We start from the raw sequence: 24,239 nt of genomic DNA on the forward strand, positions 1-24,239 counted from the left end.
CCCGACACGACCGCCCAGACCCGAGGAAACCCATGCGCTCCCTGCCCGTCGCCGCCGTCACCGGCGCTCTCGCGACCGCCCTGCTGCTCTCCGCGTGCGGCACGACCGAGGACGCCGCCGCGTCCGACCCGACGACCGGTGCGACCGCCGCCGGCGGCCCCGTCACGGTCACCGACGAGCGCGGCGAGGTCACCCTCGACCACCCCGCGACGAGGGTCGTCTCGCTCGAGTGGGGCCTCACCGAGAACCTGCTCACGCTCGGCGTGACCCCGGTCGGCGAGGCCGACGTCAAGGGCTACAACACGTGGGACACCGTGGTGCCGCTCGACCCGTCGACGCCCGACGTCGGCCAGCGCGGCGAGCCGAGCCTCGACGCGATCGCGGCCCTCGACCCCGACCTCGTCGTCACCACGACGGACCTCCCGGAGGAGGTCATCGCGCAGATCGAGGAGCAGGTGCCGGTCATCGCGCTGCGCGGCTCGGACGGCGAGGACCCGATCGGCTACATGAAGCACACCCTCGAGGTGCTGGGTGACGCGACGGGCAACGCCGATGCCGCCGACGCCGCGATCGACGATTTCGACCGGGCCGTCGCCGACGGCAAGGCGAAGCTCGAGGACGCCGGGAAGACCGGCGCGCTGTACACGATGGCCGACGGGTGGGAGTCGGACGGCACGGTGTCGATCCGGATCTACACGGAGGGCTCGTTCCTCGGCGGCGTCGCGTCGCTCATCGGCCTGAAGAACGCGTGGACCGGCGGCGGGGCCGACCCGGACTACGGCCTGGCCAGCACCGACGTCGAGGGCCTCACGGGCCTCGGGGACACCACGTTCATCTACGGCGCCAGCGACACCGACGGGGGCGACGCGTTCCGTGACGTCCTCAAGGACAACGCGATCTGGCAGCAGCTCCCGTTCGTCGTCAATGGGAACGTGGTCCGCCAGCCCGACGGCATCTGGCCGTTCGGCGGCCCGCAGTCGGCCGCCGCGTGGATCGACTCGACGGTCGACGCAGTCACGAAGTGACGCTCCAGCTCGACCCCTCTGCAGGGTCTGTGGCGGGGCCCGCTGCCTCTTCGGTGACGGGCCCCGCGCAGGGGCGTCCGCGCATCGCGGCCGTCACCCTCGTGTTCGTCGTCGGCGTGGCCCTCGTGGTGCTGCTCGGCGCCTGGGACCTCACGCTCGGCACGTCGCACGTCGGCCTCGGTGACCTGCTCGGCCTGCTCACGGGCGGCGGGGACGACGAGACCCTCGCGGTGCTCGTCGCGTCCCGCGCACCGCGGGTGCTCGCCGGGCTGCTCGTCGGCACCGCGCTCGGGGTGTCCGGGGCGGTGCTGCAGTCCGTCGCGCGCAACCCGCTGGCCTCCCCGGACACGCTGGCCGTCAACGCGGGCGCGTACCTGTCGGTGGTGCTCGCGGCCGTCGTCGGGTTCTCGCTGCCGTTCGCGGCGTCCGGGGTGCTCGCGTTCACCGGCGGCCTGCTCGCCGCGGGGCTGGTGCTGCTCATCGCCCGGGCCGGTGCCGCCGGCCCGACCCGGCTGGTGCTCGCGGGGTCCGCGACGATGCTCGCGCTGTCGTCCGTGACGATGCTGCTGATGATCCTGTTCGCGCAGGAGACCCAGGGGATGTTCGCCTGGGGCGAGGGGTCGATCGTGCAGTCCGGCACGACGAAGGTGACGCAGGCGGCGCCCGTCGTCGTGGTCGCCGCCGTCGTCTGCGTGCTGTGGGCACGTCGGCTCGACGTGCTGGCCCTGGGCGACGACACCGCCTCCGTGCTCGGCCTCGACGTGCGCCGCACCCGCGTGGTCGGCGTGCTGCTCGCGGTGCTGCTCGCCGCGGTCGCCGTGACCGTCGCCGGGCCGGTCGGGTTCGTCGGGCTGTCGGCCCCGGTGATCGCGCGGCTCGTCGCCGGGCGGGTCCGCGGGCTGCACCAGCACCGTGCGCTGCTGCCGCTCGCGGCGCTCGCGGGCTGCGCGGTGGTGCTGGCCGCCGACGTGCTGCTACGGCTGCTGGTCCCGGGACGCACCGGGGCGGGCATCCCGACGGGTGTCGTGACGACGCTGCTCGGTGCCGTGCTGATGGTGTGGCTCGCGCGGCGCCTGCGGGACAGCGGGTCGGCGCAGGTCGCCGCCGTCGGTGCCCGACCGGCGTCGCGGCGCCGGGTGGCGGTGGTGCTCGCCGTCCTCGTCGTCGCCCTCGTCGGAGCGCTGGTCGCGGCGGTGCTGCTCGGCGACCGGCTGCTGCTGCTCGGCGACGTGGCGAACTGGTTCGCAGGGACGAGCGGGCGGCAGGTCAGCTTCGTGCTCGACCAGCGGATGCCTCGGGTGATGGCGGCCGTCCTGGCGGGTGCCGCGCTCGGCCTGGCCGGGACGGGTGTGCAGGGCGTCGCCCGCAACCCGCTCGCCGAGCCCGGGCTGCTCGGCATCACCGGCGGCGCCGGGGTCGCGGCGGTCCTCGCGATCGTCGTCCTGCCCGGTGCGTCGATCTGGGTCGTGTCCGCCGCCGCGTGCGTCGGGGCCGTGCTGACGTTCGGGCTGGTCTACGGGCTGTCGTCGCGCCGGGGGCTGAGCTCCGACCGGCTCGTGCTCGTCGGGATCGGGGTGTCGGCGGCGGCCACGTCGCTCATCACGCTGATCGTCGTCGTCACGAGCCCGTGGAACACCACGATGGCGCTCACCTGGCTGTCCGGGTCCACGTACGGGCGGACCGCCGCGCAGGTGTGGCCCGTCGCGGTCGCACTCGTCGTGCTCGTGCCGTTCCTCGTGCGGCACCGGCGGGACCTCGACGTGCTCGCGCTCGACGACGACCTGCCCCGCGTGCTCGGCGTCCGGCTGGAGCGCACCCGGTTCCTGCTGCTCGGCGTGACCGCGCTCCTGACGGCGGTGTCCGTCTCGGCGGTGGGCGTGGTCGGGTTCGTCGGCCTCGTCGCGCCGCACCTGGCCCGGTCGCTCGTCGGGTCGTCGCACGCGCGCGTCGTCCCGGTCGCGGCGCTGCTCGGCGCGGTGCTGCTGAGCGTCGCCGACACCGTCGGCCGGACCCTGCTCGCACCCGTGCAGATCCCCGCCGGGCTGGTCACCTCGGTGATCGGCGCGCCCTACTTCGTCTACCTGCTGTGGCGGACCCGCCGGTCGCTCTGAGGCTCAGGACCGGGTGAGCAGCCACAGGATCGTGTCGTGGACGTGCTTCGCCTTCGCGTCCCCGCGGAACGTCGCCTCGTGGACCACCGAGCCGGCGGTGATGGCGAGCGTGGCGGACGCGACGTGGCGGCCGAACAGCGACTTGTCCGAGACGAACGAGATCGACGAGACCGAGCGGATCGGCAGCGACGTCACCGCGGACTTCCCGCCCGTGAACGAGTTGTCCTGCAGGATCACGCGCAGGTTCGTCACGCCGACGAAACCCGTGCCCGCGCCCGTGCAGTCGTAGACCGCGTAGACGGTCTCGCCGTCGATCAGGCCGTCCTGGATCTGCTCGAGCTGGTCGGCCTTGTCGTGCGGGACCGGGGTGCCCTGCTGCGTCATCGTCGCCTCGCGTCGTCGCCGGGGTGGAGCGTGCGCGCCCATCATCGGGCACGCGGGAGTGTGACGAACACCCTGGTGAGGCAAGCCTCACCTTCCTCTATGCTGGCGGGCGTGACGACGACCGTAGGGACGACCGAGCAGACGGGCCTGCAGGCAGACGCAGAGGCTTCGGCCCTGCCGTTCCGCATGTTCTCCGTGCAGGTCGCCGGCGTGCAGCAGCTCTGCCCCAGCGTGCTCCGCCTGACCTTCACGGGCGACGACCTCGACCGGTTCGCCGACAACGGCTTCGACCAGCGCATCAAGTTCTTCCTGCCGCTCGACTGCGGCTACGAGGGGCTGCTCGACCTGTCCGCGAGCGACGACTGGTACGGCCGCTGGCGTGGCCTGCCCGACGAGCGGCGCCACCCGATCCGCACGTACACGGCCCGCGGCGTGCGCCCATCGCGCCGGGAGGTCGACGTGGACGTCGTCCTGCACGGCGACCTCGGCCCCGCCTCCCGGTGGGCGATGTCGGCGGCGCCCGGCGACGAGCTCGTCATCCTCGGCCCCAACGCCGACGCGGTCGGCCCGCACGGCGGCGTCGACTTCGTCCCGCCCGCCCGCACCGACCGCCTGCTCATCGCCGGCGACGAGACCGCGCTGCCCGCCATCGCCGGCATCCTCGAGCGGCTCCCCGCCGACGCCCGCGGCGAGGCCCTCATCGAGATGCCCAGCTCGGACGACCGGCTCGACCTCGTCGCGCCCGCCGGGGTCACCGTCCGCTGGTACGGCCGCGACGGCCGCGCCCACGGGTCGCTCCTCGTCCCCGCCGTGCAGGCCGCCGCCGCCCGGATGCTGCCCGGCCAGGCGCCCGCGCCGGACGTCGACCTGGAGGACGTCGACATCGACGCCGGGCTGCTGTGGGAGGTGCCGGTCGACGCGTCCGGCGCGCCGCTGCGGTCCGAGGCCGCCATGTACGCGTGGCTCGCGGGGGAGGCCGCCGTCATCAAGACGCTGCGGCGCCACCTCGTCAGCGAGTGCGGCGTGGACCGGAAGGCCGTCGCGTTCATGGGGTACTGGCGCGAAGGGCGCGCCGAGCCGAACTGAGCCCGGGATCCGTGCTCCTCGGAGCAGGAGCAGGAGCAGGAGCCGGTGCGGGTCAGGCGTACATCGACTCGATCCCGGCGCTGTGATCCTTCTCGATGTAGAGGATCGAACCGACGCACGCCGATCCGTCGATGTCCACGTCGGGGTGGCCCTCGGCAGTGACGTGCACCGCCGTGCCCAGGCACTCGGGCATTCGCACGACCTCGCGGTGACCGGGCTCGACGGTCACCTCCGTGAGGCCGTCCACGAACGTCACCGTGACGGCCGTATCGCTTTTGTTGACGATCGCGAAGCCGTCCCGGCTGCGGTCGGCGCAGGCCCCGAGGGTCAACGCGACGGCGACCGCGAGAGCGGAGGCGACCGTGCCGCGTGCTCGTGTCATGACGGCCCTCCAGAGACGGGAAGGCAAGTGTGCCGAGGGGTCGTGCGTCATGGGGCCGGTTTCCACCGGGTGATGGTGGTCGTCGGCGGGCTCCGACGGCCGTGCATCTGGACGGATGCATTTCCACGCTGAGTGCGAACGAATCCACTAGGATTCATTGCCATGATCGGTGCAGATGAATCTCCACGGATGCGGTGGTATCGGGCCCGGACCAAGTTGGCGTTGGGCAGCGCGCTGCAGTCGATCCGTCGCAACGCGCACGACACGCAGGACGACGCCGCAGCCAAGTTCCACTCGTCCCGTCCGCACCTGTCCCGGATCGAACGTGGCACCACGCCTCAGCTCGACACGCTCATGGACTACATGGACGGCTACGGCTACGAGATCGTGCTGGTCCCTCGCGGCTCCACCGTGACCGTCGAGCCGCCGCGATGAGCACGCTCTCCGTGTGGCTGCATGGCGAGCACCTCGCCCAGCTCGAGCAGCTGCGCACCAGCCGGCTTCGCCTGAGGTTCACCGACGCCGCGCTCGACCGGTGGGGTGTCGGTGCGCGCCCGCTGTCGCTGTCGCTGCCGCTCACGGAGAGGCGCGTCCAGGGGGATGCTCTGGAACGGTTCTGCGACAACCTCCTGCCCGAGGGCGGGGTGCGCGCCGTTCTCGAACGCGAGAACGACATCCGCCCCGGTGACACGTTCGCGCTGCTGTCCCGCATCGGACGTGAGTGCGCAGGCGCGATCCAGTTCACGACGGACGAGGCGCCTGCCGGTGCCGGCAGGGTCACGCCACTGACCAGCGACGAGGTCGACGTGCTCGTCAGGGACCTGCCGACGCATCACGTCCCGGACGGGCTCGCAGTCTCCGCGTCGCTCGGTGGTGTGCAGGACAAGGTGCTGCTCACCCGGACGGCCGACGGATGGGCGTGGCCGGCCGACGGTGCGATGTCGAGCCACCTGGTCAAGCCTCAGCCGCAGTCCCCGCAGGCACCGATCCCGGACATCATCCGGTACGAGCACTGGGCCCTGCAGGTGGCTGCCGCCGCGGGACTACGGGCCGCACGCTCGGAGCTGGAGTGGTTCGGTGACCGGCAGGCGCTCGTGGTCGAACGATTCGACCGGCACGGGGGCCGCCGCATCCACCAGGAGGACTTCACGCAGTCCCTCGCGCTCGCGTCCCGGGACAAGCACGAGTCCTCCGTCGGCGAACGACGACTGGCAGCCCTGGCGACGCGCGCGGCCGCCGAAGCGGCCGACCCGCAGCAGCTCCTGACCGAGCTGCTCGCGCAGGTGACGTTCAACGCCGCCATCGGCAACGGGGACGCGCACTCGAAGAACTACAGCATCCAGATCAGCCGGGCCGCGACGGTCTCGATGTCGCCGCTGTACGACGTCGCACCCGTGTTCCTGGTGGCCCCCACGTACCGGCACGCCGGGCATGCCGTGAACGAGCAGGTGTACCTGCCGTACATCACGACGGAGCACCTGGTCGCCGAGGCGTGCGAGTGGGGGCTCGGGGCGGACGTTGCGGCGGTCGTCGTCCGTCAGACGCTCCTGGCGATCGCCGAAGCCGTCGAAAATCTGGGGGAGCCTGCGGACACGCCGGTCGCGGTCGGCAGGGCCGTGCTCGGTCGGGTGAGGGCCTTGGCGGGGTGAGCGCGTGTCAGTGCACGGCGGCGAGCAGGACGCCCACGCCGACGAACAGGCATCCGAGCACCCGGTCGAGCGTCCGCACGACGACGCCGGATCGACACCTCATCTGATCCGGAACGTGCCCCCGGGACCCCGACGTTCGTCGTCCCGACGGAGGACGGCATCCCGGTGACCGGGCGGACGGGCGAGCAGGGTGACGACTGCGTCGTCGCCGCCCGGCTGGCGCAGCCGCCGGGCGGCTGACCCGACCCAGGGCCTGGTCAGTGCACGGTCACGAGCAGGATGCCGACGCCGACGAACAGGCACCCGAACACCCGGTTGAGCGTCCGTCGTCCCGACTCGGTCGAGGTGAGCCGGACGAGCCCGCGCGCGGCGCTCGCGAACAGGAACCACATCACGAGGACGTCGACCACGACGACGGTGGCCCCGACGACGGCGTACTGCGGCACCAACGGCCGGTCGAGCCGCACGAACTGCGGCAGGAACGCGAGGAAGAAGACGATCGCCTTCGGGTTGGTGAGGTTCACGAGCAGCCCGCGGCGGAGCATCGACCACGCGGGCTCGCGGACCTCCTGGGCGACGGCGCCGACGGCGGTGCTCGCCCGGAACTGACGGATGCCGAGGTAGACGAGGTAGCCGGCGCCGACGTAGCGGATCGCGTCGAACGCGACCTGCGAGCGGCTGACCAGGGCCCCCACGCCGGCGGCGACGATCGCGATGTGCACCACGAGCGCGAGCTGCTGCCCGAGGATCCCCCAGATCGACCGCGCCCACCCCGAGCCGAGCGAGTTCGACATCGTGTTGACCGCGCCCGCGCCGGGCGTGCAGGAGATGACGACGCACGCGCCCACCAGGGCGAGCCAGAGGGACACGCTCACGCGCGGGGCACCGGGACGGTCACGGGCTGCATCATGCATCGCCGCCGGGCTCCGGGCGGAATCGGACGGCGCGCTGCTGCAACCGGGCGACGTGGCCCGACGTCGTGGCGTCGTCGCTCCAGCCGCCCGGGAACTGTGCCGATGCTGTGCACATGCTGAGAGCCTCCGCCCCGACGCGCCGCCTCCTGGTGGGCGCCACGACCGCGGTCGTCGCCCTGCTCGCCCTGAGCGGCTGCTACCGCATCGAGATGGCCGTGACGATCCAGGACGACGACACGGTCGACGGGACGGCGATCATCGCGATCGACAAGAGCGTGCTGGGCCTGACGGGCGGCACGATCGACGACGTCATCCCCGACGACACCCTGAGCGGCGAGGGGACCGTCGAGCCGTTCACGGACGGCGACCTCGTCGGGAAGAAGTTCACGTTCGAGAACACGCCGATCAGCACGTTCAGCAAGGAGCAGAGCGACGACGCGGACGAGCTGACGATCGAGCACGTCGGCGACACGTACGTCGTCGACGGCACCCTCGACATGACCTCCGGTGACGAGACGGACGACGCGGGCGCCCCGGCGCTCACCGGTGGGACGGTGAAGTTCACGTTCACGTTCCCCGGCGAGGTCGTCGAGGCGAACGGTGAGATCGACTCCGAGACGCACAGCGTCACCTGGGCTCCGACGGACCTGTCGACGCCGGTCGTGATGCACGCCGTCGGCAAGGACAAGGCAGGCTGGGCGCTGGCTCCGTGGATGCTGTTCGGCGGCGGCGGCCTCGGTCTGCTGGTCGTCCTCGGGGTCGTCCTGCTGGTCGTCCTGCGTTCGCGCCGGAGCGCCGAGGCGGTCGTCGGCCCGGTGTTCTCGTACTACCCCGGGACGGCGGCTCCCGTGGCGGGCGCATACCCGCCCCCGGCGCAGGCGGCCCCTCCCACGGTGACCTCCTGGGGGCCGCCGCAGCACTAGTGCCGTCGACCACGACCGTCAGGTTCCGGCGTTCGCCCCGAGCAGCTCGGTGAGCGGCCCGGGGGCCAGCACGGTGTCGATGGCGATCAGCGCGAGCCCGGTCACGCCGGCGAGCTCGCCGAGCTCGGAGCGGAAGATCTGCAGGTCGCGCGTGGCCAGGGGGAGGGTCTGCTGGTAGACGCGCTCGCGGATGCCGGACATCAGCACCTCGCCGCACTCGGCGAGCTGGCCGGACAGGGCGACGAGCCGGGGGTTGAGGATGCTGACGAGGCCGGCGACGGCCTCGCCGATGGAGCGACCGGCGGCGCGGACCAGGCGGACGGCCTCCATGTCGCCCTGTGCGACGAGCGCGGCGACGTCCGACGTGCGGCGGACGTCCCGGCCGAGGTCGGAGAGCTGCTTCACGAGCGCCCAGCCCGCGGCGTACGTCTCGAGGCAGTCGAGGTTGCCGCACCGGCACGTGCGCGGCTCGGGGTCGGTGTGGCCGGCGCGGGTGTGGCCGATGTCGCCGGCGGCACCCTTGTCGCCCCGGATGATCTGGCCGTTGAGCACGAGCCCGGCGCCGATCCCGGTGCCGAGCTTGAGGGCGACGAGGTTGGGCTGGCCGGTGAGCCGGGACTCGGCGACGGCACGGGCGTTGACGTCGTTCTCGACGACGACGGGCCCGCGGTAGCGGCTGCTGAACGCGGCGGCGATGTCGTAGCCGTCCCAGCCGGTCATGATCGGCGGGTTGACGACCCGGTGGGCGTCGAACTCGACGGGTCCGGGGACGCCGACGGCGACGGCCCACACCTCGTCGGGCCGCGCGAGCGAGTCGAACCCCTCCTGGACCATGCCGAGGACGGTCTCGGGTCCTGACCAGACCTCGACGTCGCGGGACAGGTGGTCGAGCGGCCGTCCGGCGAGGTCGCAGACGGCGAGCGTGAAGCCCATCGCGCCGATGTCGGCGGTGAGCACCTTGGCGCGTCCGGCGTTGAAGTCGAACAGCGTGGACGGGCGGCCGCCGCTGGACTCGGCACCGCCGGCCTCACGGATGAGGTCGGCGCGCTCGAGGGCCGCGAGCCGCTGGTTGACGGTCGACCGGGACAGCCCGGTGCGCTCGATGACGTCGATCCGGCTGAGTGCACCCTCCGACCGGAAGAGGTCGAGGAGGTCCCCTGTGTGCCCTGCTGCCTGCGCCAATGCCGTCTCCTTCGCGTGTGGTTGCCCAGGTTACATGTAGAACCGTCACTTTTGATAGGGACTTTTGGGTTGACGACACACAAAAGTGGATCTAGTTTCGACAACACAGGCACGTGGTGGTGCCTCTGACCGAAGGAACGACATGTCCCACGACTCCAAGCTCAGGACACTGCTCGTCGCGGCGGCAGCCACGACCGCGACGGCCCTCGCACTCGCCGCCTGCAGCGGCGGCACCTCGGGTGACAGCTCCACCGGCGGGCAGAGCAACGCCGCCGGCGGCGCCGGCACCAAGGTCGCCGCCGTCATCAAGGGCCTCGACAACCCGTTCTTCCAGGCCATGGAGCAGGGCATCAAGGACACGGCGAGCACCGCCGGCGTCGACGTGTCCATCCAGGCCGCCGCCGACATCGGCGACACGACCGGCCAGGCCGACAAGCTCTCGGCGCTCGCCGGCCAGGGGTTCGGCTGCTACGTCGTCAACCCGATCTCCGGCACCAACCTCATCCAGGCCCTCGCGCCGATCGCCGCCGCGGGCACGCCCATCGTCAACATCGACAACCCGCTCGACGCCGACGCCGCGAAGGCCGCGAACGTCGAGCCCGCCACGTACATCGGCACCGACAACAAGGCTGCCGGCGGCAAGGCCGGCGACTTCGTCACCAGCAAGGTCGACGCCGGCGCCGACGTCGCGATCATCGGCGGCATCGCCGGCGACGTGACCAGCGCGGCACGCATCGACGGCTTCAAGGCCGCCGTCGGCGACAAGGTCAACGTCGTCCAGGAGGAGGCCGCCGACTGGAAGCGTGACGTCGCGCTCACCAAGGCCACCGACATCATCGCCGCGAACCCCGACATCAAGGCCTTCTTCGCCGCGAACGACGACATGGGCCTGGGCATCGTCAAGGCCGTCGAGAACGCGAGCAAGACCGGCCAGATCGTGGTGGTCAGCGTCGACGGCAACCAGGACGCGCTGCAGTCCGTGCTCGACGGCGGCCTGTCCGCGACCGTCGCCCAGTACCCGTACGCGATCGGGTCGCTCGGCCTGCAGGCCTGCCAGGTCGCCGAGGCCGGCAAGGACCTCCCCGCGAACATCGAGTCGCCGACCGCCCTGGTGACCACCGACAACGCCCAGAACGCGCTCGACTCCTTCCCGCAGCCCTTCGAGGAGTTCGAGAACCCGCTCACCGCCCTGCTCGGCTGACCCCGGAGAGACCCCGTGAACACCATGACCGCGCAGCCAGTCGCTGCGCCCCCCGTCCCCCGCAAGGTCGCCGCCTCGCTCTCGGAGGCCAAGCACCTCAGCTTCTGGGCCGAGAACGCCGCCCCCGTCGGCCTGATCGTCCTCGTGGTCGTCTTCAGCGTCCTGAGCCCGACGTTCCTCACCGTCGGCAACATCACCGCGATGCTCGTGGCCGCCGCGATCCTCGTGGTCCTGGCCGTCGCGCAGTCGTTCGTCATCACCACCGGCGGCATCGACCTGTCGATCTCCGCGACCATGACGATCGGCGCCGTCGGGCTCGGCCTGGCCTACCAGGCGGGCCTGCCGTTCTGGCCGTCGGCGATCATCGCGATCCTCGCCTCGACCGTGATCGGCGTCATCAACGGCCTGCTCATCGCCAAGGGCAAGGTCACCGACTTCATCGCCACGCTGGGCACGCTCGGCGTCGCGACCGGCGCGGCGCTGATCCTCACCGACGGCAAGCCCATCGCCGTCACGAGCACCGAGCTGCTGCGCCTGACGACCGGGAAGCTCGGGTTCGTCCCGTACCCGTTCGTCCTCGCCGCGATCGTCGGGGCCGTCGCCTGGTTCGTCATGTTCCGCACCCGGTACGGCCTGCACGTGCAGGCCGTGGGCGGCAGCGAGGAGGCCGCCGTCGCGAACGGCGTCAAGGCCCCCCGGGTCCGCATCGCCGTCTACGTGTGGGCCGCCGCGCTCGCCGGGCTCGCGTCCCTGCTCCTGGTCGCACGGATCGGCGCCGCCGAGCCCGCGATCAACACGAACTACCTGCTCAACTCGATCGCCGCCGTGGTCCTCGGCGGGGTCAGCCTCACCGGCGGCCGCGCCAAGATCGTCGGCCCGATCCTCGGTGCGCTGCTGCTCACCGCCCTGTCGAACGGGCTCACGCTGCTCGCCGTCTCGCAGTTCTACCAGCCGCTCGCCGTGGGACTCGTCGTCGTCCTCGCGGCCCTTCTGACGAGGTTCCAGAAGCGATGACCACCACAGACACAGCCATCGACACCGTCCTCACCGCCGAGAACATCACCAAGTCCTTCGGCGGGGTGCACGCCCTCAAGGGCGCCTCCATCACGATGCGGCGCGGCGAGGTCACCGCCCTCATCGGCGACAACGGCGCCGGCAAGTCGACGCTCGTGCGGTGCCTGTCCGGCATCCACAAGCCCGACTCCGGCACCATCACGCTCGACGGCGCGGTCGTGCAGATCGACTCGCCCCTCGCCGCGAAGCACCACGGCATCGAGACGGTCCAGCAGAACCTCGCGCTCGTCGAGGACCTCACGGTCTGGCAGAACTTCTTCGTCGGCCGCGAGATCACCAAGGGTGTGGGGCCGTTCCAGATGCTCGACCGCAAGGCGATGCGCGACAAGGCGTCGACCCTGCTGTCCGGCCTCGCGGTCAACGTGCCGCCCGTGACGAGCCGCGTGCGGCGCCTGTCCGGCGGGCAGCGTCAGGCGGTCGCGATCGCCCGGGCCGCCGGCTGGGGCAGCTCCATCGTCATCATGGACGAGCCGACCGCCGCCCTCGGCGTGCAGGAGACCGCCCGCGTCGAGGCCGTCATCCGCCGGCTGCAGGACTCGGGCGTCGCGGTGCTGCTCATCAGCCACAACTTCGACCAGGTCCTGCGCCTCGCCCAGCACGTCTGGGTCATGCGCGGCGGGCTCGCCGTGGCGCAGCGGCGCACGTCCGAGACGACGGGCGACGAGCTCGTCGCGCTCATCACGGGCGCCCAGGCCGTCTGATGACGAACCCGATCGGCGTCCACGCCGGCTGCTGGGGGTTCGACTGGACCCCCGCGGCGGCCGACGCGACCATTGCCGCCGCCGCACGGGCCGGGTACGACCTCATCGAGATCCCGGCGATCGACCTCGCGGTGCTCGACCCCGCGGACACCGCGTCCGCGCTGCACAGGCACGGCATCACCCCCGCCGTGTCGCTGGCCCTCGGGGAGGCGGACGACATCACGTCCCCCGACCCGGCGGTCGTCGGACGCGGGCTGCACCGGCTGCTCGCCGCGGTCCGGTTCGCCGGCGCGATCGGCGCCGGGTACGTCGGCGGCGTGACCCACTCGGCGATGCGCCGCTACCTGGCGGCACCCACCACCGAGGGCAGGGACCGTGCCGTGCGGACGCTGCGGGTCGTCGCGCAGGAGGCGTCGAGGCACGGCGTCGTCGTCGGCGTCGAGTACGTCAACCGCTACGAGTCCAACCTGCTCAACACCGCTGCGCAGGCGCGCGCGTTCGTCGAGGACGTCGGCGAGGAGAACGTCGTCGTGCACCTCGACACGTTCCACGCGGCCCTCGAGGAACGGGACCTCACCGCGGGTGTCCTCGACGCCGGGGAGCTGCTCGGGTACGTCCACGCGAGCGAGAACCACCGCGGCGCGCTGGGCACCGGCTCGACCGACTGGCAGGCCTTCCTGCGGGCGCTGCTCTGGGCCGGGTTCCGCGGCCCGATCACCGTCGAGTCGTTCTCCCGCGACGTCGTCGGCCCGCGCTCCGCGGTCGACATCGCCCTGTGGCGCAGCCAGTGGGACGACCCCGACGTCGTCGCCGCCGAGTCCCTCACCTTCCTGCGCGCCCAGCTCGACGAGGCCCGGCGCGCCCCCGTCCACCACTGATCCCCAGGAGAGAACCCATGACCAACAAGCTCGGTGTGCACGCCCTCGTCTTCGCCGGCGGCACCTCGCCCGACGAGATGACCCAGACCATCCGGCAGACCAAGGAGGCCGGCTTCGACATTCTCGAGCTGTCGCTGCACGACTCACCGGCGCTCGACGTCGCCGCCGCCCGGGCCGAGCTCGACGCCGCGGGTCTCGGCATCGTCTGCTCGCGCGGCCTCGCGTTCGCCGCCGACGTCTCGTCCGACGACCCCGCGGTCGTCGCGAAGGGTGCCGCGCTGCTGCACGAGTCGCTGCAGATCACGCACGACCTCGGCGGCACGCACTTCACCGGCGCCCTCTACAGCGCGCTCGGCAAGTACGGCGCCCCGCTGTCGGCCGCGGGCCGCGCCAACGTCGTCTCGACCCTCCAGGACCTCGCCAAGGAGGCCGCCGACCAGGGCATGACGCTCGGCCTGGAGATCTGCAACCGGTACGAGACGAACGTCATCAACACCGCCGCCGACGCACTGCGTCTCGCCGACGACATCGGGTCCGACAACGTGCTGATCCACCTCGACACGTACCACATGAACATCGAGGAGGACGACTTCGTGCGGCCCGTGCTGCTCGTCGGCGACCGGCTCGGGTACGTCCACATCGGCGAGAACCACCGCGGCTACCTCGGCAGCGGCCACCTCGACTTCACGTCGTTCTTCCACGCGCTCGCGACGATCGACTACCGCGGCCCCATCACGTTCGAGTCGTTCTCGTCGGCCGTCGTCTCCCCGACGCTGTCGAACGACCTCGCCATCTGGCGCAACCTGTGGGACGACGGCCCGGCCCTCGCCGCGCACGCCCGGCAGTACCTGCTCACCCTGCTCGAGGCGAACCGTGGCGCCTGAGCCGCACGCCGACCTCGGCACGCTCGTCTCCCGGGTCCACACGCTCGTCGAGCGGGCAGCCGGGCGCCGCGTCGTCGTCGGGATCACCGGCAGCCCCGGCGCGGGCAAGACGACGCTCGCGCTGCGGCTCGTCGACGCCCTCGGCCCGCAGGCCGTGCACCTGCCGATGGACGGGTTCCACCTCGCCAACGCCACGCTCGACGCGCTCGGTCGGCACGACCGCAAGGGCGCCCTCGACACGTTCGACGGCTGGGGGTTCCTCGCCCTGCTGCGCCGCGTGCACGACGAGCAGGGCCACACCGTGTACGCGCCGAGCTTCCGGCGCGAGGTCGACGAGCCCGTCGCCGGCGAGATCGCGATCGAGCCCTACCACGGGATCGTCGTCGCCGAAGGGAACTACCTCCTCGTCGACGACGGGCCGTGGGCGCAGGTCCGCGACGTCCTCGACGAGGCCTGGTACTGCGACGCCGCGGGCGACGAGCGCGAGCGCCGGCTCGTCGACCGGCACACCCGGCACGGCAGGACCGTCGAGGCCGCCACCGCGTGGGCCACCGAGGTCGACGGGCGCAACGCGGTCGTCATCGAGGCGACGATCACGCGGGCCGACCTCGTCGTCTCGGGGACCATCCCGGAGACGGTCGCCTGAAGGACGGGGGACAACCCCCGTCCGTCCGGCGGTGCGCCCCGTGCTCGTCGGGCCGCCGGACCGCGAGGCTTGTCCCCATGAGCAACACGATCTTCTCCGGCCGGACCTGGCGCGAGTACGTCTACCACTGGGCGGCGCTGTTCCTGGGGTCGTTCGGCCTCGCGTACGTGCTGCTCGTCCCGTCGCTGGCCGCGGGGCTGCTCGTCACCGTCGTCGGCCTGTTCCTCGTCGGCGGCCTGGTGCTGGGTGCACGGGGCTGGGGTGCGGCGTGGCGGGGGCTGGCGGACGGCCTGCTCGACGAGCACGTCGCCGCACCGCCGGCGTTCGTGCGCCCGCGCGGGTTCTGGCGGTCGCTCGGCGCCATGCTGTTCGACAGCACCGGCTGGCGTGCGCTGCTGTTCATGCTCGTGGCGTTCCCGCTGTCGATCGTCACGTTCGTCGTCTCGACGGTGTTCCTCGCGATCGGTCTGGGCGGCGTGACGTACTGGATGTGGTGGCGGTGGCTGCCGGAGCAGACGATGGACGACGGCACCGTGCACCGCGGCTTCTCGATCGCGAACGGCGACTGGTACTGGTTCGCGGACCGGCCGTCACGCGTCGCGCTCGTCGCGCTCGGCGGCGTCGTGTTCCTCGCGATCTGGCCGCTGATCAACCACGGCCTCGCGAGCCTGGCCCGGATGCTGTCGCGCGGGCTGCTCGGCCCGACGTCGGGTGCCGTCCGGGTCGCCCAGCTGCGCGCCTCGCGTGCCGCCGCCGTCGAGGACGCCGACGCCCGCCTGCGCCGCATCGAGCGCGACCTGCACGACGGCACCCAGGCCCGCCTCGTCGCCGTCGCGATGCAGCTCGGCGAGGCACAGGACATCCTCGCCACCGGTGGGGACCCGACCCTCGCCGCCGACCTGGTCGACGTCGCGCACACCTCCACGAAGGAGGCGCTCACCGAGCTCCGGGAGATCGCGCGCGGCATCCACCCGCCGGCCCTCGACGACGGCCTCGCCGTCGCCCTCGAGACGTTCGCGGCGCGCGTGCCGCTGCCCGTCACCGTCCAGGTCGACCCGGCGCTGGAGTCCGACGGCGGGATCTCCCCGGCGGTCCGCTCCATCGCGTACTTCACCGCCGCCGAGCTGCTGACCAACGCGGCCAAGCACGCGGGAGCGACCCGCGCCGTCCTGACGGTCGAGCGGCCGGACGCCGACTCCCTGCACCTACGGGTGCACGACGACGGCCGCGGCGGCGCCGTCGTCGTGCACGGAGGTCAGGACGGGCTGCGCACCGGCCTCGCAGGGTTGACCGAGCGCATCGCGACGGTCGACGGCGACTTCACGCTGACCAGCCCGGCCGGTGGGCCTACGGTCGTCGACGTGACGCTGCCGACCTCCACCCGCCCGTGACGCCGTCCGACCCCGGCGCGGACGCGACACCGCTGCGCATCGTGCTTGCCGAGGACTCGGTGATCCTCCGCGACGGTCTCGTCGCGCTCCTCGCCCGCCGTGGGCACGACGTCGTCGCGGTCGGCGACGGCGACGCGCTCGTCCGGGAGGTCACGCAGCGAGGAGCAGGCGGCCTGCCCGACGTCGTGATCGCCGACATCCGGATGCCACCGACGTTCACGGACGAGGGCATGCGTGCGGCGACCGCGCTCCGCGCCGCACACCCGACGCTCCCCGTGCTGGTGTTCTCGCAGTACGTCGAGACCCGGTACGCCACGCAGCTTCTCGCGGGCGGGGCCGGCGGCGTCGGGTACCTGCTCAAGGACCGGGTCGCCGAGGTGCGGGACTTCCTCGACGCCGTCCGGCGGGTCGCCTCCGGGCAGACCGTGCTCGACCCCGAGGTGGTGACCCAGCTCATGGGCTCGACCTCCGCCACCGCCGACCCCGGCCTCGGCCGCCTGACCCCGCGCGAGCGCGAGGTCCTCGAGCTCATGGCCGAGGGCCGCTCCAACGGCGCGATCGCTGACCGGCTGTTCCTCTCCTACGGGGCCGTGGAGAAGAACGTGGCCCAGATCTTCACGAAGCTCGGCCTCGAGGCCGACTCGGCGGACCACCGCCGCGTCCTCGCGGTCCTGCGCTACCTCGGCGCGTAGCGCCTGCTGCGGAACAACTGCTCCGTTCGGGCGCACCGGCTCGTATCCGCTCGCCGAAGCGGGTGCGCGCGGACATGATCTGCATCGTGCCCACCGCCGACGAGCTGACCGATGCCGAGCTGGCCGCCAGGTTCGCGTCTGTGCTCTCGGAGCTCGCGGCAGAGACTCTCCGCATCGAGGTCCACCTCGGCGCTGCTCATGACACCTATCCGGCACCACTCGATGAGCCGCCGGCGCTCGCGGTCATCGATGACCCGAGCAGCGTCGCCGCTCTCCTCGAAGGTCTCGCGACCGCCGACATGACGCGACGAGTCGTCGCGCAGGCTCTCCCCGCGATCCGGATCTGGTTCTGCGACAAGGACGGCGAGATCGGCTACGTGGACCTCCTCTCACCGAGCTGGGTGCGGGGGCCGTGGCCCTACGACGGGCACCTCGCGCGCCCGGTCCTCGTCGATGTGCTCGACCGCCTGGGCCCGACAGTGTGGCCTCGACGCACGATCGAGGCCGATCTGCTTGAGGCCCCGCCAGCCGAGTCCCTCGACGCGCGTGCGCTCGCCACGCTGTGGGACGCCCGATGGCCCGGCGTGGCACCGATCGCCCACGGCCTGCCCCCGCGCAGCGACCGCTGGGTCCGGTTCCACAGTCTGCCCGGCTCGAAGCGGTACTCCGACGACGAGGGTGAGTACGAGGAGCTCCTGCACCGGCACCATGTGGTTCTCGACGAGCTCGCTTCCTACGAAGACGCGCCGGAACGTGAGGTGCTTGTCGTGACCTGCTCGTGGTCGAGCACCCCGACTCCCGCTCCGCGGGGAGCGCCGATCACCGCGACGTTGCCGGACTCGCGGTACTGGATGAGTGTGCTGACGAGCGAGCCCGACGAGGACGACGTGGGCAGCTGGATGCATCTCTTCTTCGACTTCCTCGACCGGGGTGACCGGCGCATCGAGCGTCTGTTGCGGCTCGTCGCGGACGACATCGCAGCGGAAGTCCTGATCGGAGACCCGAGCATGCGGTGGCTGTACCACCCCTACGACGGCGGAGCCGACGTCTACCCCGCGACCGTCGAGCTCCGCGACGAGCTGCGTGTCCGGCACAGGGACTGGCTCTCGACCCACCCTTCGGGCTATTAGGGCCGATCCCTCGACGGGTCGAGCGGGACTAGGGCGCCACGGGCGACAGCACGTGCACGTGCCGACGGTCATCGGGGTGCAGGGCGTTCGCGAGACGGCTGTCGAACGTCACGAGGACGGCGTCCGAGGTGGCGGCGAGGTTGACGAGGTGCAGGTCGGTGACCTGCTTGTACCCGGCCGGCGTGCTGATGATCGCGGGCGCCGCGAGGCTGGCGCCGTCCGACACCGACCGGTGCGCGGGCAGCGCGCGGATCGCTGAGAGCAGGCCGAGAGCGGCGCTCGGGCTGATCTGCTGCCCGGTGACTGCCGGGTTCATGCTCAGGCGGAGCAGGCCGGTCTCGGTGAGTGCGGTGGTGGCGAACGCCGTCACGGTCGCGAACCACGCGTGAGCGGCCCCGTGGTGGACGTGGCTGGGGTGCGCGAGGGCCATGAGGACGTTGACGTCCAGCAGCCAGAGCGGGTCAGTCGTCGTCACGGTTCTCGGCGACGAGCTCGTCGGTGATGACGTGGCCGGCGACCGGCGAGAACGTCGGGAACCCCGACGGGGCGACGGCGGGCGTGCCGGGGGTCATCCCTCGACGGGCGAGGACGTTGATCGCCCGTCCGACCGAGATGTGGTCGTGCTGGGCGAGGGCGCGCGCGGCCGCGGCGACGTCGTCGTCCAGGTCCGCGGTCGTGCGCATCGCCGCATCATAGCATCGCCGCATCAGGAGCGTGCGGTCAGCGGCCGACCATCGACATCCCGGCGTCGTTGTACCGGTTGCCGGCGACGCCCACGTCGGCCGCGAGCCGGTCGAGGTGCGCGACCTCGTCGGCGGACAGCGGCAGCTCCGCTGCGGCGGCGTTCTCCTCGACCCGCTCGATCCGCCGCGTCCCCGGGATCGGCACGATCCACGGCTGCCGGGCGAGCAGCCAGGCGAGCGCGACCTGCCCGGGCGTCGCGCCCTTGGCGTCGGCCAGCGCACGGGCGTGGTCGACCAGGGCCTGGTTCGCGTCCCGGTTCTCCGCGGTGAACCGGGGGATCGTGCCGCGGATGTCGCCCGCGGTGAACTCCGTCGACGCCGAGACGGTCCCCGTGAGGAACCCCTTGCCGAGCGGGCTGAACGGCACGAACCCGATGCCCAGCTCCCCGCACACGGGCAGGACCTCCGGCTCGGGGTCGCGCGTCCACAGCGAGTACTCGGACTGCACGGCGGTCACGGGGTGCACGGCGTGCGCGCGCCGGATCGTCGCGGCGCCCGCCTCGGACAGCCCGAAGTGGCGCACCTTCCCCGCGGCGACGAGCTCGCCGACGGCACCGGCGACGTCCTCGATGGGCACGTCCGGGTCGACGCGGTGCTGGTAGAAGAGGTCGATCACGTCGGTGCGCAGCCGCTGCAGGGAGGCGTCGGCGACACGGCGGATCTGCTCGGGCCGAGAGTCGGTGCCCTGCATGCGCCCGTCGACGATGTTCCAGCCGAACTTCGTCGCGATCACGACCTGGTCGCGCAGCGGTGCGAGCGCCTCGCCGACGAGCTCCTCGTTGGTGTACGGGCCGTACACCTCGGCGGTGTCGACGAACGTCACCCCGCGCTCCACGGCGCCGCGGAGCACGGCGATCATGTCGTCGCGGGAACCGGGGTTGGGGCCGTAGCTCTGGGACATGCCCATGGCGCCGAGGCCGATCGCGGAGACCTGCAGTCCTTGGCCGAGCGTGCGTGCGTGCATGGTCGTTCCTCCTGCGGGGGTGGGTGAGGCTCGACGGCCTCCTGATCCCGACGCTACGGCCGGGCGACAGGACGAGGGAGGCCCTGCCAGTACCCCCGCGGCCTAGGATCACGGGCGCGGGTCCGTCGGCCCGCGGCGGCGACGAGGCCGGAGGGGCACGATGGCGGAGGACGGGCGCCCGCACGTGGTCGTCGTCGGCTCGGGCTTCGGCGGGTCCGTCGCGGCGCTGCGGCTGTCCGAGAAGGGGTATCGGGTCACCGTCCTCGAGGCCGGCCGGCGCTTCACGCCCGAGACGCTGCCCCGCACGTCGTGGGACGTCCGCCGGTTCCTGTGGGCGCCGCGGCTCGGCTGCCACGGCATCCAGCGCATCCACCTGCTCCCCGACGTCGTCGTGCTCGCGGGTGCCGGGGTCGGCGGCGGGTCGCTCGTGTACGCGAACACCCTGTACGAGCCGCAGTCCGACGTGTTCTACGCCGACCCGCAGTGGGCCGGCCTCACCGACTGGCGCGACGAGCTCGCACCGCACTACGACCAGGCGCGCCGCATGCTCGGCGTCGTCGAGAACCCGACGGACAGCCCGGCCGACGAGGTCGTCAAGGCGGCGGCGCGCGATCTCGGCGTCGAGGGCAGCTACCGGCGGGCACCTGTGGGGGTCGTGTTCGGAGAGCCCGGGGCGGCAGTCCCGGACCCGTTCTTCGGGGGCGTCGGTCCCGAGCGGCGCGGGTGCCTGCAGTGCGGCGAGTGCATGACGGGGTGCCGGCACGGTGCGAAGAACACGCTCGAGACGAACTACCTGTGGCTCGCCGAGCGGGCGGGCGCGCGGATCGTCCCGGACACCACGGCGGACGCCGTCCGGCCGCGCGACGACGGGCGGTACGACGTCGACGTGCGGCGCACCGGCGGGCGCGCGCGGCGGACGTTCGTCGCGGACCAGGTCGTCGTCGCGGCCGGGGCGTGGGGGACGCAGGCGCTGCTCCACCGGATGCGGGCGTCCGGCACCCTGCCACAGCTGTCGCCGCGGCTCGGCCGGCTGACCAGGACGAACTCCGAGGCGCTCGGCGGGGCGGTCCGGCGGCTGCGCGGCGCCCGGCGCGGCACGGACCTGAACAGCGGTGTCGCGATCACGTCGTCCGTGTGGCTCGACGAGCGCACCCACCTGGAACCCGTGCGGTACGGCCGCGGCTCGAACCTCATGGGGCTGCTCGGCACCGTCCTCACCGACGGCGGCGGGCGGGTGCCGCGGCCGCTGCGGTGGCTCGGGCAGGTCGTCCGGCACCCGGGGCAGGTCGCGTCGAACCTCGTCGGCATGCGGTCCTGGTCCGAGCGGACGGTCATCGGGCTCGTCATGCAGACCGGCGACGCGTCGATCACCGTCGCGCCGCGGCGGACCTGGCGCGGGCGGTGGCGGCTCACGTCCACCCCCGGGGACGGCGAGCCGAACCCCACGTGGATCCCGCAGGCGAACGACGCGTACCGCGCGATGGCTCGGCACGTCGGCGGGTTCCCGATGAGCAGCGTCGGCGAGGTCGTCGACATCCCCATGACCGCGCACTTCATCGGCGGCTGCGTCATCGGCGCGACGCCGCGCGACGGTGTCGTGGACGCGTACCACCGGGTGTTCGGGTACCCCGGGCTGCACGTGATGGACGGGTCGACGGTGTCCGCGAACCTCGGCGTGAACCCGTCGCTCACCATCACCGCGCAGGCCGAGCGGGCGTGCTCCCTGTGGCCGAACGCCGGCGACGCCGACCCACGCCCGGCCCTCGGCGAGCCGTACCGGCGGCTCGCGGCCGTCGCGCCGCGCCGACCCGTCGTCCCGGCGGGGGCTCCGGCGTCGCTCCCGCTGACGGTCGTCCGGCGGGAGCGGTAGGGGTCAGCGCCGCGGTTCGCGGACGAGGGGTGCGGGGAACCGGACCCCGACCGTGGTGCCGCCGAGCCAGGCGGTGAGCCGGTCCGCCTCGGCGTCGATCGCGACCCGCGCGTCGTGCCCGACGTCCTCGAGGAGCACCAGCCGGACGTCCCCGGCCGGGGTCACGGTCCAGCCGCCGACGATCCGCCCGTCGACCCAGATCGCCGCACCACCGTTCCCGGTCGAGTCGAACATCTGCGGCTTGTGCGGGCCGAGGTACCAGTCCCGCTCGAACCAGCCCATCGTCGTCGGGTCGAGAGCGGGAAGCAGCGCCACCCACGGGTCCACCGGGTCGACGGGGTCGACGTCGTCGGGCAGCACGTGACCGGTGCGGCCGTCGAGGTCGACCTCCACCGCGCCGACGTCGCGCAGGGCCGCCCGGACGGCGGTGAGGGTCGAGCCGAGCCACCACTTGAGGTCGACCTCGGTGCCGGGGCCGAACGTCCGCAGCCACCGTGCGACGAGCGCGGCCCGGGCTTCAGCCGCCGGCACCGGCTCGACGGCCGCGCCGAGCCAGTCCTCCATCAGTGCCCAGGTCGGCCGGGACGTCCCCCACGACCCCTGGTTGTCCGCCCGGACCACTGTCCCGGCGGCGGACAGGCAGGTCAGCACCCGCCCGACGACCGCGAACCTCCCGGCCCACGACTTGCCGGTCCCGTACTCGATCGAGCCGTCGAGCACCGGCACCCGGGTGCGCAGCTCGGTCGAGGTCATCGCGCCCGACGCGGCCAGCTCCGCGACGGCCGCGGCCGTCGCGTCGGCCAGCCACCGCTCGCCGTCGTCGACGAACCCGGCCGCCGTGACCTCCTTGGCGAGCCGCCGCCGCTCCGCGTCCGCCACGCGGTCGCTCGCCGCCGCCTGCACCACCGGCAGCAGGTCCCGCGGCACGGCGAAGAGGGTCCGGCGCATCGCCAGGTGCTTCACGAGCGACCGCTCCTCGTACAGCGCCCGCTCCAGGTCCTTCACGTGGAACCCGTCGACCCGCGCCCACGCCGACAGGAACAGCCCGGCGGGGTCGGTGCCGTGCAGCACGACCATGCTCTCGGCGGCGTCCTCCACCGTGGTCACCCGGGACGCCGGGGTCACCGCGTGCCGCCGGGCGAGCCGGGCGCGGCGCTCGTCGACGTCGATGAGCCGGGTCACCCCGCGATCGTTCCGGGCGCCGCGCCCCCGCACAACCGGTCGCTCGTCAGTCCTCCTCGGGGACCCGCACGAGCTGCACGACCGACTGCCCCTCGCCGTCGAAGCTGTCGTGCCACTGCGTCAGCCCGGGCTCCGGGACGGTGATCCGTGCACTGACCGCGGGGTCGTCGTCGTCCGAGCACGAGACCTCGACGGGGTCGAAAGCGCCCTTCGGGGTCGACGCCTCGATCCGGTAGGTGCCGGGGGCCTCGCACAGCAGCACGACGGCGTAGTCGCCGGGGGCCAGAGGCACGTTGACCGTGCCCGTCGAGGGCCCCCTCCCACAGCCGCGGCCCTGCGAGCCCCGCACCTCCGGGAGCTTGTCGCAGGTGTCGGCCACCGTCGGGCCGTTCAGCCCGGCGAGGTCCTGCGCGCCGAGGTCGGCGAGCGTCAGGCTGTCGCCCCCCGTGCACCCGGAGAGTCCGGCGGCGAGCAGCGCGGCGAGCGCCACCGTCACCCGTCCTCGGGTCATCCCTCCCACTGCGAGTACCCGATCTGCTCGAAGCAGCTCTGCTCCGGGTCGGTCCCGGGGCCGAACGCGAGGTTCCCGAGCTCCTCGAACGAGGCGTCCTGCGGCCAGTCGACGTCCTGGTCGGTCAGGCACTGCTGCAGGGCGGGCTTCAGCGCGACCGCACGCCGCTCCGCGTAGGCCACCGCGTCGGGCGACGAGACCTGCCAGTACGCGTCGACGTACCGGGCGTGCCGCTCGTAGCAGTCTTCAGCGAGCGCGTCGGCGTGGCCGCCGCCCTCGATCGTGACGTCGAGGATGGTGACGCCGTGGTACGGCTTGACCCCCCGCACGTCGACGTCGACGCCCGCGGCGCGCATGCACTCGTACGCGCGGTTCATCGCGAGCTCGTAGTCCTCGAACCCGACCGAGCCGGACTCGAGGATCGCGAGCTGGGCCTCGTCGACCCCGGCCTCCCGCGCCGAGGCCGCGGACTGCTCCAGCGGCGAGAGCCCGGAGGTCGGGACGGCGTCGGGCGTGCTGGTCGGGCTGCACGCCGACAGCACCGCCACGAGGCCGGTCGCCGTGAGCAGCAGGAGTGCGTCGGGCCACCGTCTCCGGGGCATGCGCCACCTCGTTCCGAGGCAGACGGTGCGTGAGCTCACGCATCGATGTCGGCTGCCGCGCCGCGCCGCAATGTAGTGGCCGCCCCACCGGGCCGACAAGGGTCGGCACCGCGC

The 24,239-nt window shown here is 72.8% G+C and carries 26 protein-coding genes; 16 read left to right on the plus strand and 10 right to left on the minus strand.

Translation table 11 applies throughout. The features are described 5' to 3' along the window. The first annotated feature begins 32 nt into the window (after nt 1-32). Entirely contained in the window at nt 33-1,025 is a 993-nt protein-coding gene (locus Cch01nite_RS08135; RefSeq protein WP_203750998.1) for an ABC transporter substrate-binding protein, read from the plus strand. A 53-nt stretch (nt 1,026-1,078) separates the two neighbouring features. Beyond that, the gene (locus Cch01nite_RS08140) at nt 1,079-3,136 is read left to right on the plus strand and encodes an iron ABC transporter permease (protein ID WP_203751000.1); all 2,058 of its coding nucleotides are present in this window, start codon (nt 1,079-1,081) and stop codon (nt 3,134-3,136) included. A 3-nt stretch (nt 3,137-3,139) separates the two neighbouring features. On the opposite strand, the gene Cch01nite_RS08145 is transcribed toward Cch01nite_RS08140, so the two are convergent. Next, nucleotides 3,140-3,520 (minus strand): hypothetical protein, encoded by a 381-nt coding sequence (locus Cch01nite_RS08145; protein ID WP_203751002.1) that lies wholly within the window; start codon nt 3,518-3,520, stop codon nt 3,140-3,142. A 111-nt stretch (nt 3,521-3,631) separates the two neighbouring features. Here Cch01nite_RS08145 and Cch01nite_RS08150 point away from each other — a divergent pair, with 111 nt between their 5' ends. Continuing rightward, entirely contained in the window at nt 3,632-4,606 is a 975-nt protein-coding gene (locus tag Cch01nite_RS08150; protein ID WP_373309883.1) for a siderophore-interacting protein, read from the plus strand. A 52-nt stretch (nt 4,607-4,658) separates the two neighbouring features. Here Cch01nite_RS08150 and Cch01nite_RS08155 read toward each other — a convergent pair whose 3' ends face one another. Next, nucleotides 4,659-5,054 (minus strand): hypothetical protein, encoded by a 396-nt coding sequence (locus Cch01nite_RS08155; protein WP_203751007.1) that lies wholly within the window; start codon nt 5,052-5,054, stop codon nt 4,659-4,661. A gap of 123 nt (nt 5,055-5,177) precedes the next feature. On the opposite strand from Cch01nite_RS08155, the gene Cch01nite_RS08160 reads away from it, so the two are divergent. Both Cch01nite_RS08160 and Cch01nite_RS08165 read left to right on the plus strand, forming a co-directional pair. Continuing rightward, the gene (locus tag Cch01nite_RS08160; RefSeq protein ID WP_203751009.1) at nt 5,178-5,423 is read left to right on the plus strand and encodes a helix-turn-helix domain-containing protein; all 246 of its coding nucleotides are present in this window, start codon (nt 5,178-5,180) and stop codon (nt 5,421-5,423) included. Beyond that, nucleotides 5,420-6,637, plus strand: coding sequence for a type II toxin-antitoxin system HipA family toxin (locus Cch01nite_RS08165; protein ID WP_203751011.1), 1,218 nt, complete (start codon nt 5,420-5,422; stop codon nt 6,635-6,637). The genes Cch01nite_RS08160 and Cch01nite_RS08165 overlap by 4 nt, the downstream gene beginning before the upstream one ends. A 257-nt stretch (nt 6,638-6,894) precedes the next feature. Here the strand turns inward: Cch01nite_RS08165 and Cch01nite_RS08170 are convergent, their stop codons facing one another. Next, nucleotides 6,895-7,512, minus strand: coding sequence for a LysE family transporter (locus tag Cch01nite_RS08170; protein ID WP_203751013.1), 618 nt, complete (start codon nt 7,510-7,512; stop codon nt 6,895-6,897). A gap of 152 nt (nt 7,513-7,664) precedes the next feature. On the opposite strand from Cch01nite_RS08170, the gene Cch01nite_RS08175 reads away from it, so the two are divergent. Continuing rightward, a complete protein-coding gene (locus Cch01nite_RS08175; protein WP_203751016.1) occupies nt 7,665-8,474 on the plus strand; it encodes an LppM family (lipo)protein in 810 nt (269 codons plus the stop codon). 18 nt (nt 8,475-8,492) lie between these two features. Here Cch01nite_RS08175 and Cch01nite_RS08180 read toward each other — a convergent pair whose 3' ends face one another. Continuing rightward, complete coding sequence (locus tag Cch01nite_RS08180; protein WP_203751019.1) at nt 8,493-9,656, minus strand: ROK family transcriptional regulator; 1,164 nt, start codon at nt 9,654-9,656, stop codon at nt 8,493-8,495. A gap of 142 nt (nt 9,657-9,798) precedes the next feature. Here Cch01nite_RS08180 and Cch01nite_RS08185 point away from each other — a divergent pair, with 142 nt between their 5' ends. The 9 genes from Cch01nite_RS08185 to Cch01nite_RS08225 all read left to right on the plus strand — a co-directional run bounded on the left by Cch01nite_RS08185 (nt 9,799) and on the right by Cch01nite_RS08225 (nt 18,253). After that, a complete protein-coding gene (locus Cch01nite_RS08185) occupies nt 9,799-10,857 on the plus strand; it encodes a substrate-binding domain-containing protein (RefSeq protein WP_203751022.1) in 1,059 nt (352 codons plus the stop codon). Nucleotides 10,858-10,881: 24 nt separating this feature from the next. After that, nucleotides 10,882-11,871 (plus strand): ABC transporter permease, encoded by a 990-nt coding sequence (locus Cch01nite_RS08190; RefSeq protein ID WP_203751025.1) that lies wholly within the window; start codon nt 10,882-10,884, stop codon nt 11,869-11,871. After that, nucleotides 11,868-12,632 carry an ATP-binding cassette domain-containing protein gene (locus Cch01nite_RS08195; protein WP_203751028.1) on the plus strand — a complete coding sequence of 255 codons (765 nt, stop codon included), beginning with the start codon at nt 11,868-11,870 and terminating at the stop codon, nt 12,630-12,632. The genes Cch01nite_RS08190 and Cch01nite_RS08195 overlap by 4 nt, the downstream gene beginning before the upstream one ends. Next, nucleotides 12,632-13,510 (plus strand): sugar phosphate isomerase/epimerase family protein, encoded by an 879-nt coding sequence (locus Cch01nite_RS08200; RefSeq protein ID WP_203751031.1) that lies wholly within the window; start codon nt 12,632-12,634, stop codon nt 13,508-13,510. The genes Cch01nite_RS08195 and Cch01nite_RS08200 overlap by 1 nt, the downstream gene beginning before the upstream one ends. Nucleotides 13,511-13,527: 17 nt before the next feature. Beyond that, nucleotides 13,528-14,394 (plus strand): sugar phosphate isomerase/epimerase family protein, encoded by an 867-nt coding sequence (locus tag Cch01nite_RS08205; protein ID WP_203751034.1) that lies wholly within the window; start codon nt 13,528-13,530, stop codon nt 14,392-14,394. Further along, nucleotides 14,384-15,040, plus strand: coding sequence for a nucleoside/nucleotide kinase family protein (locus Cch01nite_RS08210; RefSeq protein WP_203751037.1), 657 nt, complete (start codon nt 14,384-14,386; stop codon nt 15,038-15,040). Before Cch01nite_RS08205 ends, Cch01nite_RS08210 begins: the two co-directional genes overlap by 11 nt. Before the next feature lie 77 nt (nt 15,041-15,117). After that, a complete protein-coding gene (locus Cch01nite_RS08215) occupies nt 15,118-16,431 on the plus strand; it encodes a sensor histidine kinase (protein WP_203751045.1) in 1,314 nt (437 codons plus the stop codon). A 32-nt stretch (nt 16,432-16,463) separates the two neighbouring features. Continuing rightward, nucleotides 16,464-17,123, plus strand: coding sequence for a response regulator transcription factor (locus Cch01nite_RS08220; RefSeq protein WP_203751197.1), 660 nt, complete (start codon nt 16,464-16,466; stop codon nt 17,121-17,123). Between the two features lie 86 nt (nt 17,124-17,209). Next, nucleotides 17,210-18,253 carry a DUF3885 domain-containing protein gene (locus Cch01nite_RS08225; RefSeq protein WP_203751047.1) on the plus strand — a complete coding sequence of 348 codons (1,044 nt, stop codon included), beginning with the start codon at nt 17,210-17,212 and terminating at the stop codon, nt 18,251-18,253. Between the two features lie 28 nt (nt 18,254-18,281). Here Cch01nite_RS08225 and Cch01nite_RS08230 read toward each other — a convergent pair whose 3' ends face one another. From Cch01nite_RS08230 to Cch01nite_RS08240, 3 genes are read right to left on the minus strand one after another with little or no spacing between them, the layout of a single operon-like run. Next, entirely contained in the window at nt 18,282-18,728 is a 447-nt protein-coding gene (locus Cch01nite_RS08230; protein ID WP_203751049.1) for a TA system VapC family ribonuclease toxin, read from the minus strand. Beyond that, nucleotides 18,715-18,936 carry an antitoxin gene (locus tag Cch01nite_RS08235; protein WP_203751051.1) on the minus strand — a complete coding sequence of 74 codons (222 nt, stop codon included), beginning with the start codon at nt 18,934-18,936 and terminating at the stop codon, nt 18,715-18,717. Before Cch01nite_RS08235 ends, Cch01nite_RS08230 begins: the two co-directional genes overlap by 14 nt. A 37-nt stretch (nt 18,937-18,973) precedes the next feature. Further along, nucleotides 18,974-19,960 (minus strand): aldo/keto reductase, encoded by a 987-nt coding sequence (locus Cch01nite_RS08240; protein WP_203751053.1) that lies wholly within the window; start codon nt 19,958-19,960, stop codon nt 18,974-18,976. A 160-nt stretch (nt 19,961-20,120) separates the two neighbouring features. On the opposite strand from Cch01nite_RS08240, the gene Cch01nite_RS08245 reads away from it, so the two are divergent. Next, nucleotides 20,121-21,830, plus strand: a complete 1,710-nt coding sequence (locus Cch01nite_RS08245; RefSeq protein ID WP_203751055.1) for a GMC family oxidoreductase — start codon at nt 20,121-20,123, stop codon at nt 21,828-21,830. A 3-nt stretch (nt 21,831-21,833) separates the two neighbouring features. Here Cch01nite_RS08245 and Cch01nite_RS08250 read toward each other — a convergent pair whose 3' ends face one another. The 3 genes from Cch01nite_RS08250 to Cch01nite_RS08260 are packed head-to-tail and all read right to left on the minus strand — an operon-like array spanning nt 21,834 to nt 24,125. Further along, complete coding sequence (locus Cch01nite_RS08250) at nt 21,834-23,012, minus strand: winged helix DNA-binding domain-containing protein (RefSeq protein WP_239070081.1); 1,179 nt, start codon at nt 23,010-23,012, stop codon at nt 21,834-21,836. A gap of 46 nt (nt 23,013-23,058) precedes the next feature. Beyond that, a complete protein-coding gene (locus Cch01nite_RS08255) occupies nt 23,059-23,523 on the minus strand; it encodes a hypothetical protein (protein WP_203751057.1) in 465 nt (154 codons plus the stop codon). Continuing rightward, a complete protein-coding gene (locus Cch01nite_RS08260; RefSeq protein ID WP_203751060.1) occupies nt 23,520-24,125 on the minus strand; it encodes a hypothetical protein in 606 nt (201 codons plus the stop codon). The genes Cch01nite_RS08255 and Cch01nite_RS08260 overlap by 4 nt, the downstream gene beginning before the upstream one ends. Between the last annotated feature and the right edge of the window lie 114 nt (nt 24,126-24,239).

This window comes from Cellulomonas chitinilytica (assembly GCF_016862675.1).
Classification (GTDB): Bacteria; Actinomycetota; Actinomycetes; order Actinomycetales; family Cellulomonadaceae; genus Cellulomonas; species Cellulomonas chitinilytica.

Coding starts and splice junctions, on each gene's coding strand:
- Cch01nite_RS08135 (WP_203750998.1), top strand. CDS start 33: ATGCGCTCCCTGCCCGTCGCCGCCGTCACCGGCGCTCTCGCGACCGCC.
- Cch01nite_RS08145 (WP_203751002.1), bottom strand. CDS start 3,520: ATGACGCAGCAGGGCACCCCGGTCCCGCACGACAAGGCCGACCAGCTC.
- Cch01nite_RS08160 (WP_203751009.1), top strand. CDS start 5,178: ATGCGGTGGTATCGGGCCCGGACCAAGTTGGCGTTGGGCAGCGCGCTG.
- Cch01nite_RS08165 (WP_203751011.1), top strand. CDS start 5,420: ATGAGCACGCTCTCCGTGTGGCTGCATGGCGAGCACCTCGCCCAGCTC.
- Cch01nite_RS08175 (WP_203751016.1), top strand. CDS start 7,665: ATGCTGAGAGCCTCCGCCCCGACGCGCCGCCTCCTGGTGGGCGCCACG.
- Cch01nite_RS08185 (WP_203751022.1), top strand. CDS start 9,799: ATGTCCCACGACTCCAAGCTCAGGACACTGCTCGTCGCGGCGGCAGCC.
- Cch01nite_RS08190 (WP_203751025.1), top strand. CDS start 10,882: ATGACCGCGCAGCCAGTCGCTGCGCCCCCCGTCCCCCGCAAGGTCGCC.
- Cch01nite_RS08195 (WP_203751028.1), top strand. CDS start 11,868: ATGACCACCACAGACACAGCCATCGACACCGTCCTCACCGCCGAGAAC.
- Cch01nite_RS08200 (WP_203751031.1), top strand. CDS start 12,632: ATGACGAACCCGATCGGCGTCCACGCCGGCTGCTGGGGGTTCGACTGG.
- Cch01nite_RS08205 (WP_203751034.1), top strand. CDS start 13,528: ATGACCAACAAGCTCGGTGTGCACGCCCTCGTCTTCGCCGGCGGCACC.
- Cch01nite_RS08215 (WP_203751045.1), top strand. CDS start 15,118: ATGAGCAACACGATCTTCTCCGGCCGGACCTGGCGCGAGTACGTCTAC.
- Cch01nite_RS08235 (WP_203751051.1), bottom strand. CDS start 18,936: ATGCGCACGACCGCGGACCTGGACGACGACGTCGCCGCGGCCGCGCGC.
- Cch01nite_RS08240 (WP_203751053.1), bottom strand. CDS start 19,960: ATGCACGCACGCACGCTCGGCCAAGGACTGCAGGTCTCCGCGATCGGC.
- Cch01nite_RS08245 (WP_203751055.1), top strand. CDS start 20,121: ATGGCGGAGGACGGGCGCCCGCACGTGGTCGTCGTCGGCTCGGGCTTC.
- Cch01nite_RS08255 (WP_203751057.1), bottom strand. CDS start 23,523: ATGACCCGAGGACGGGTGACGGTGGCGCTCGCCGCGCTGCTCGCCGCC.
- Cch01nite_RS08260 (WP_203751060.1), bottom strand. CDS start 24,125: ATGCCCCGGAGACGGTGGCCCGACGCACTCCTGCTGCTCACGGCGACC.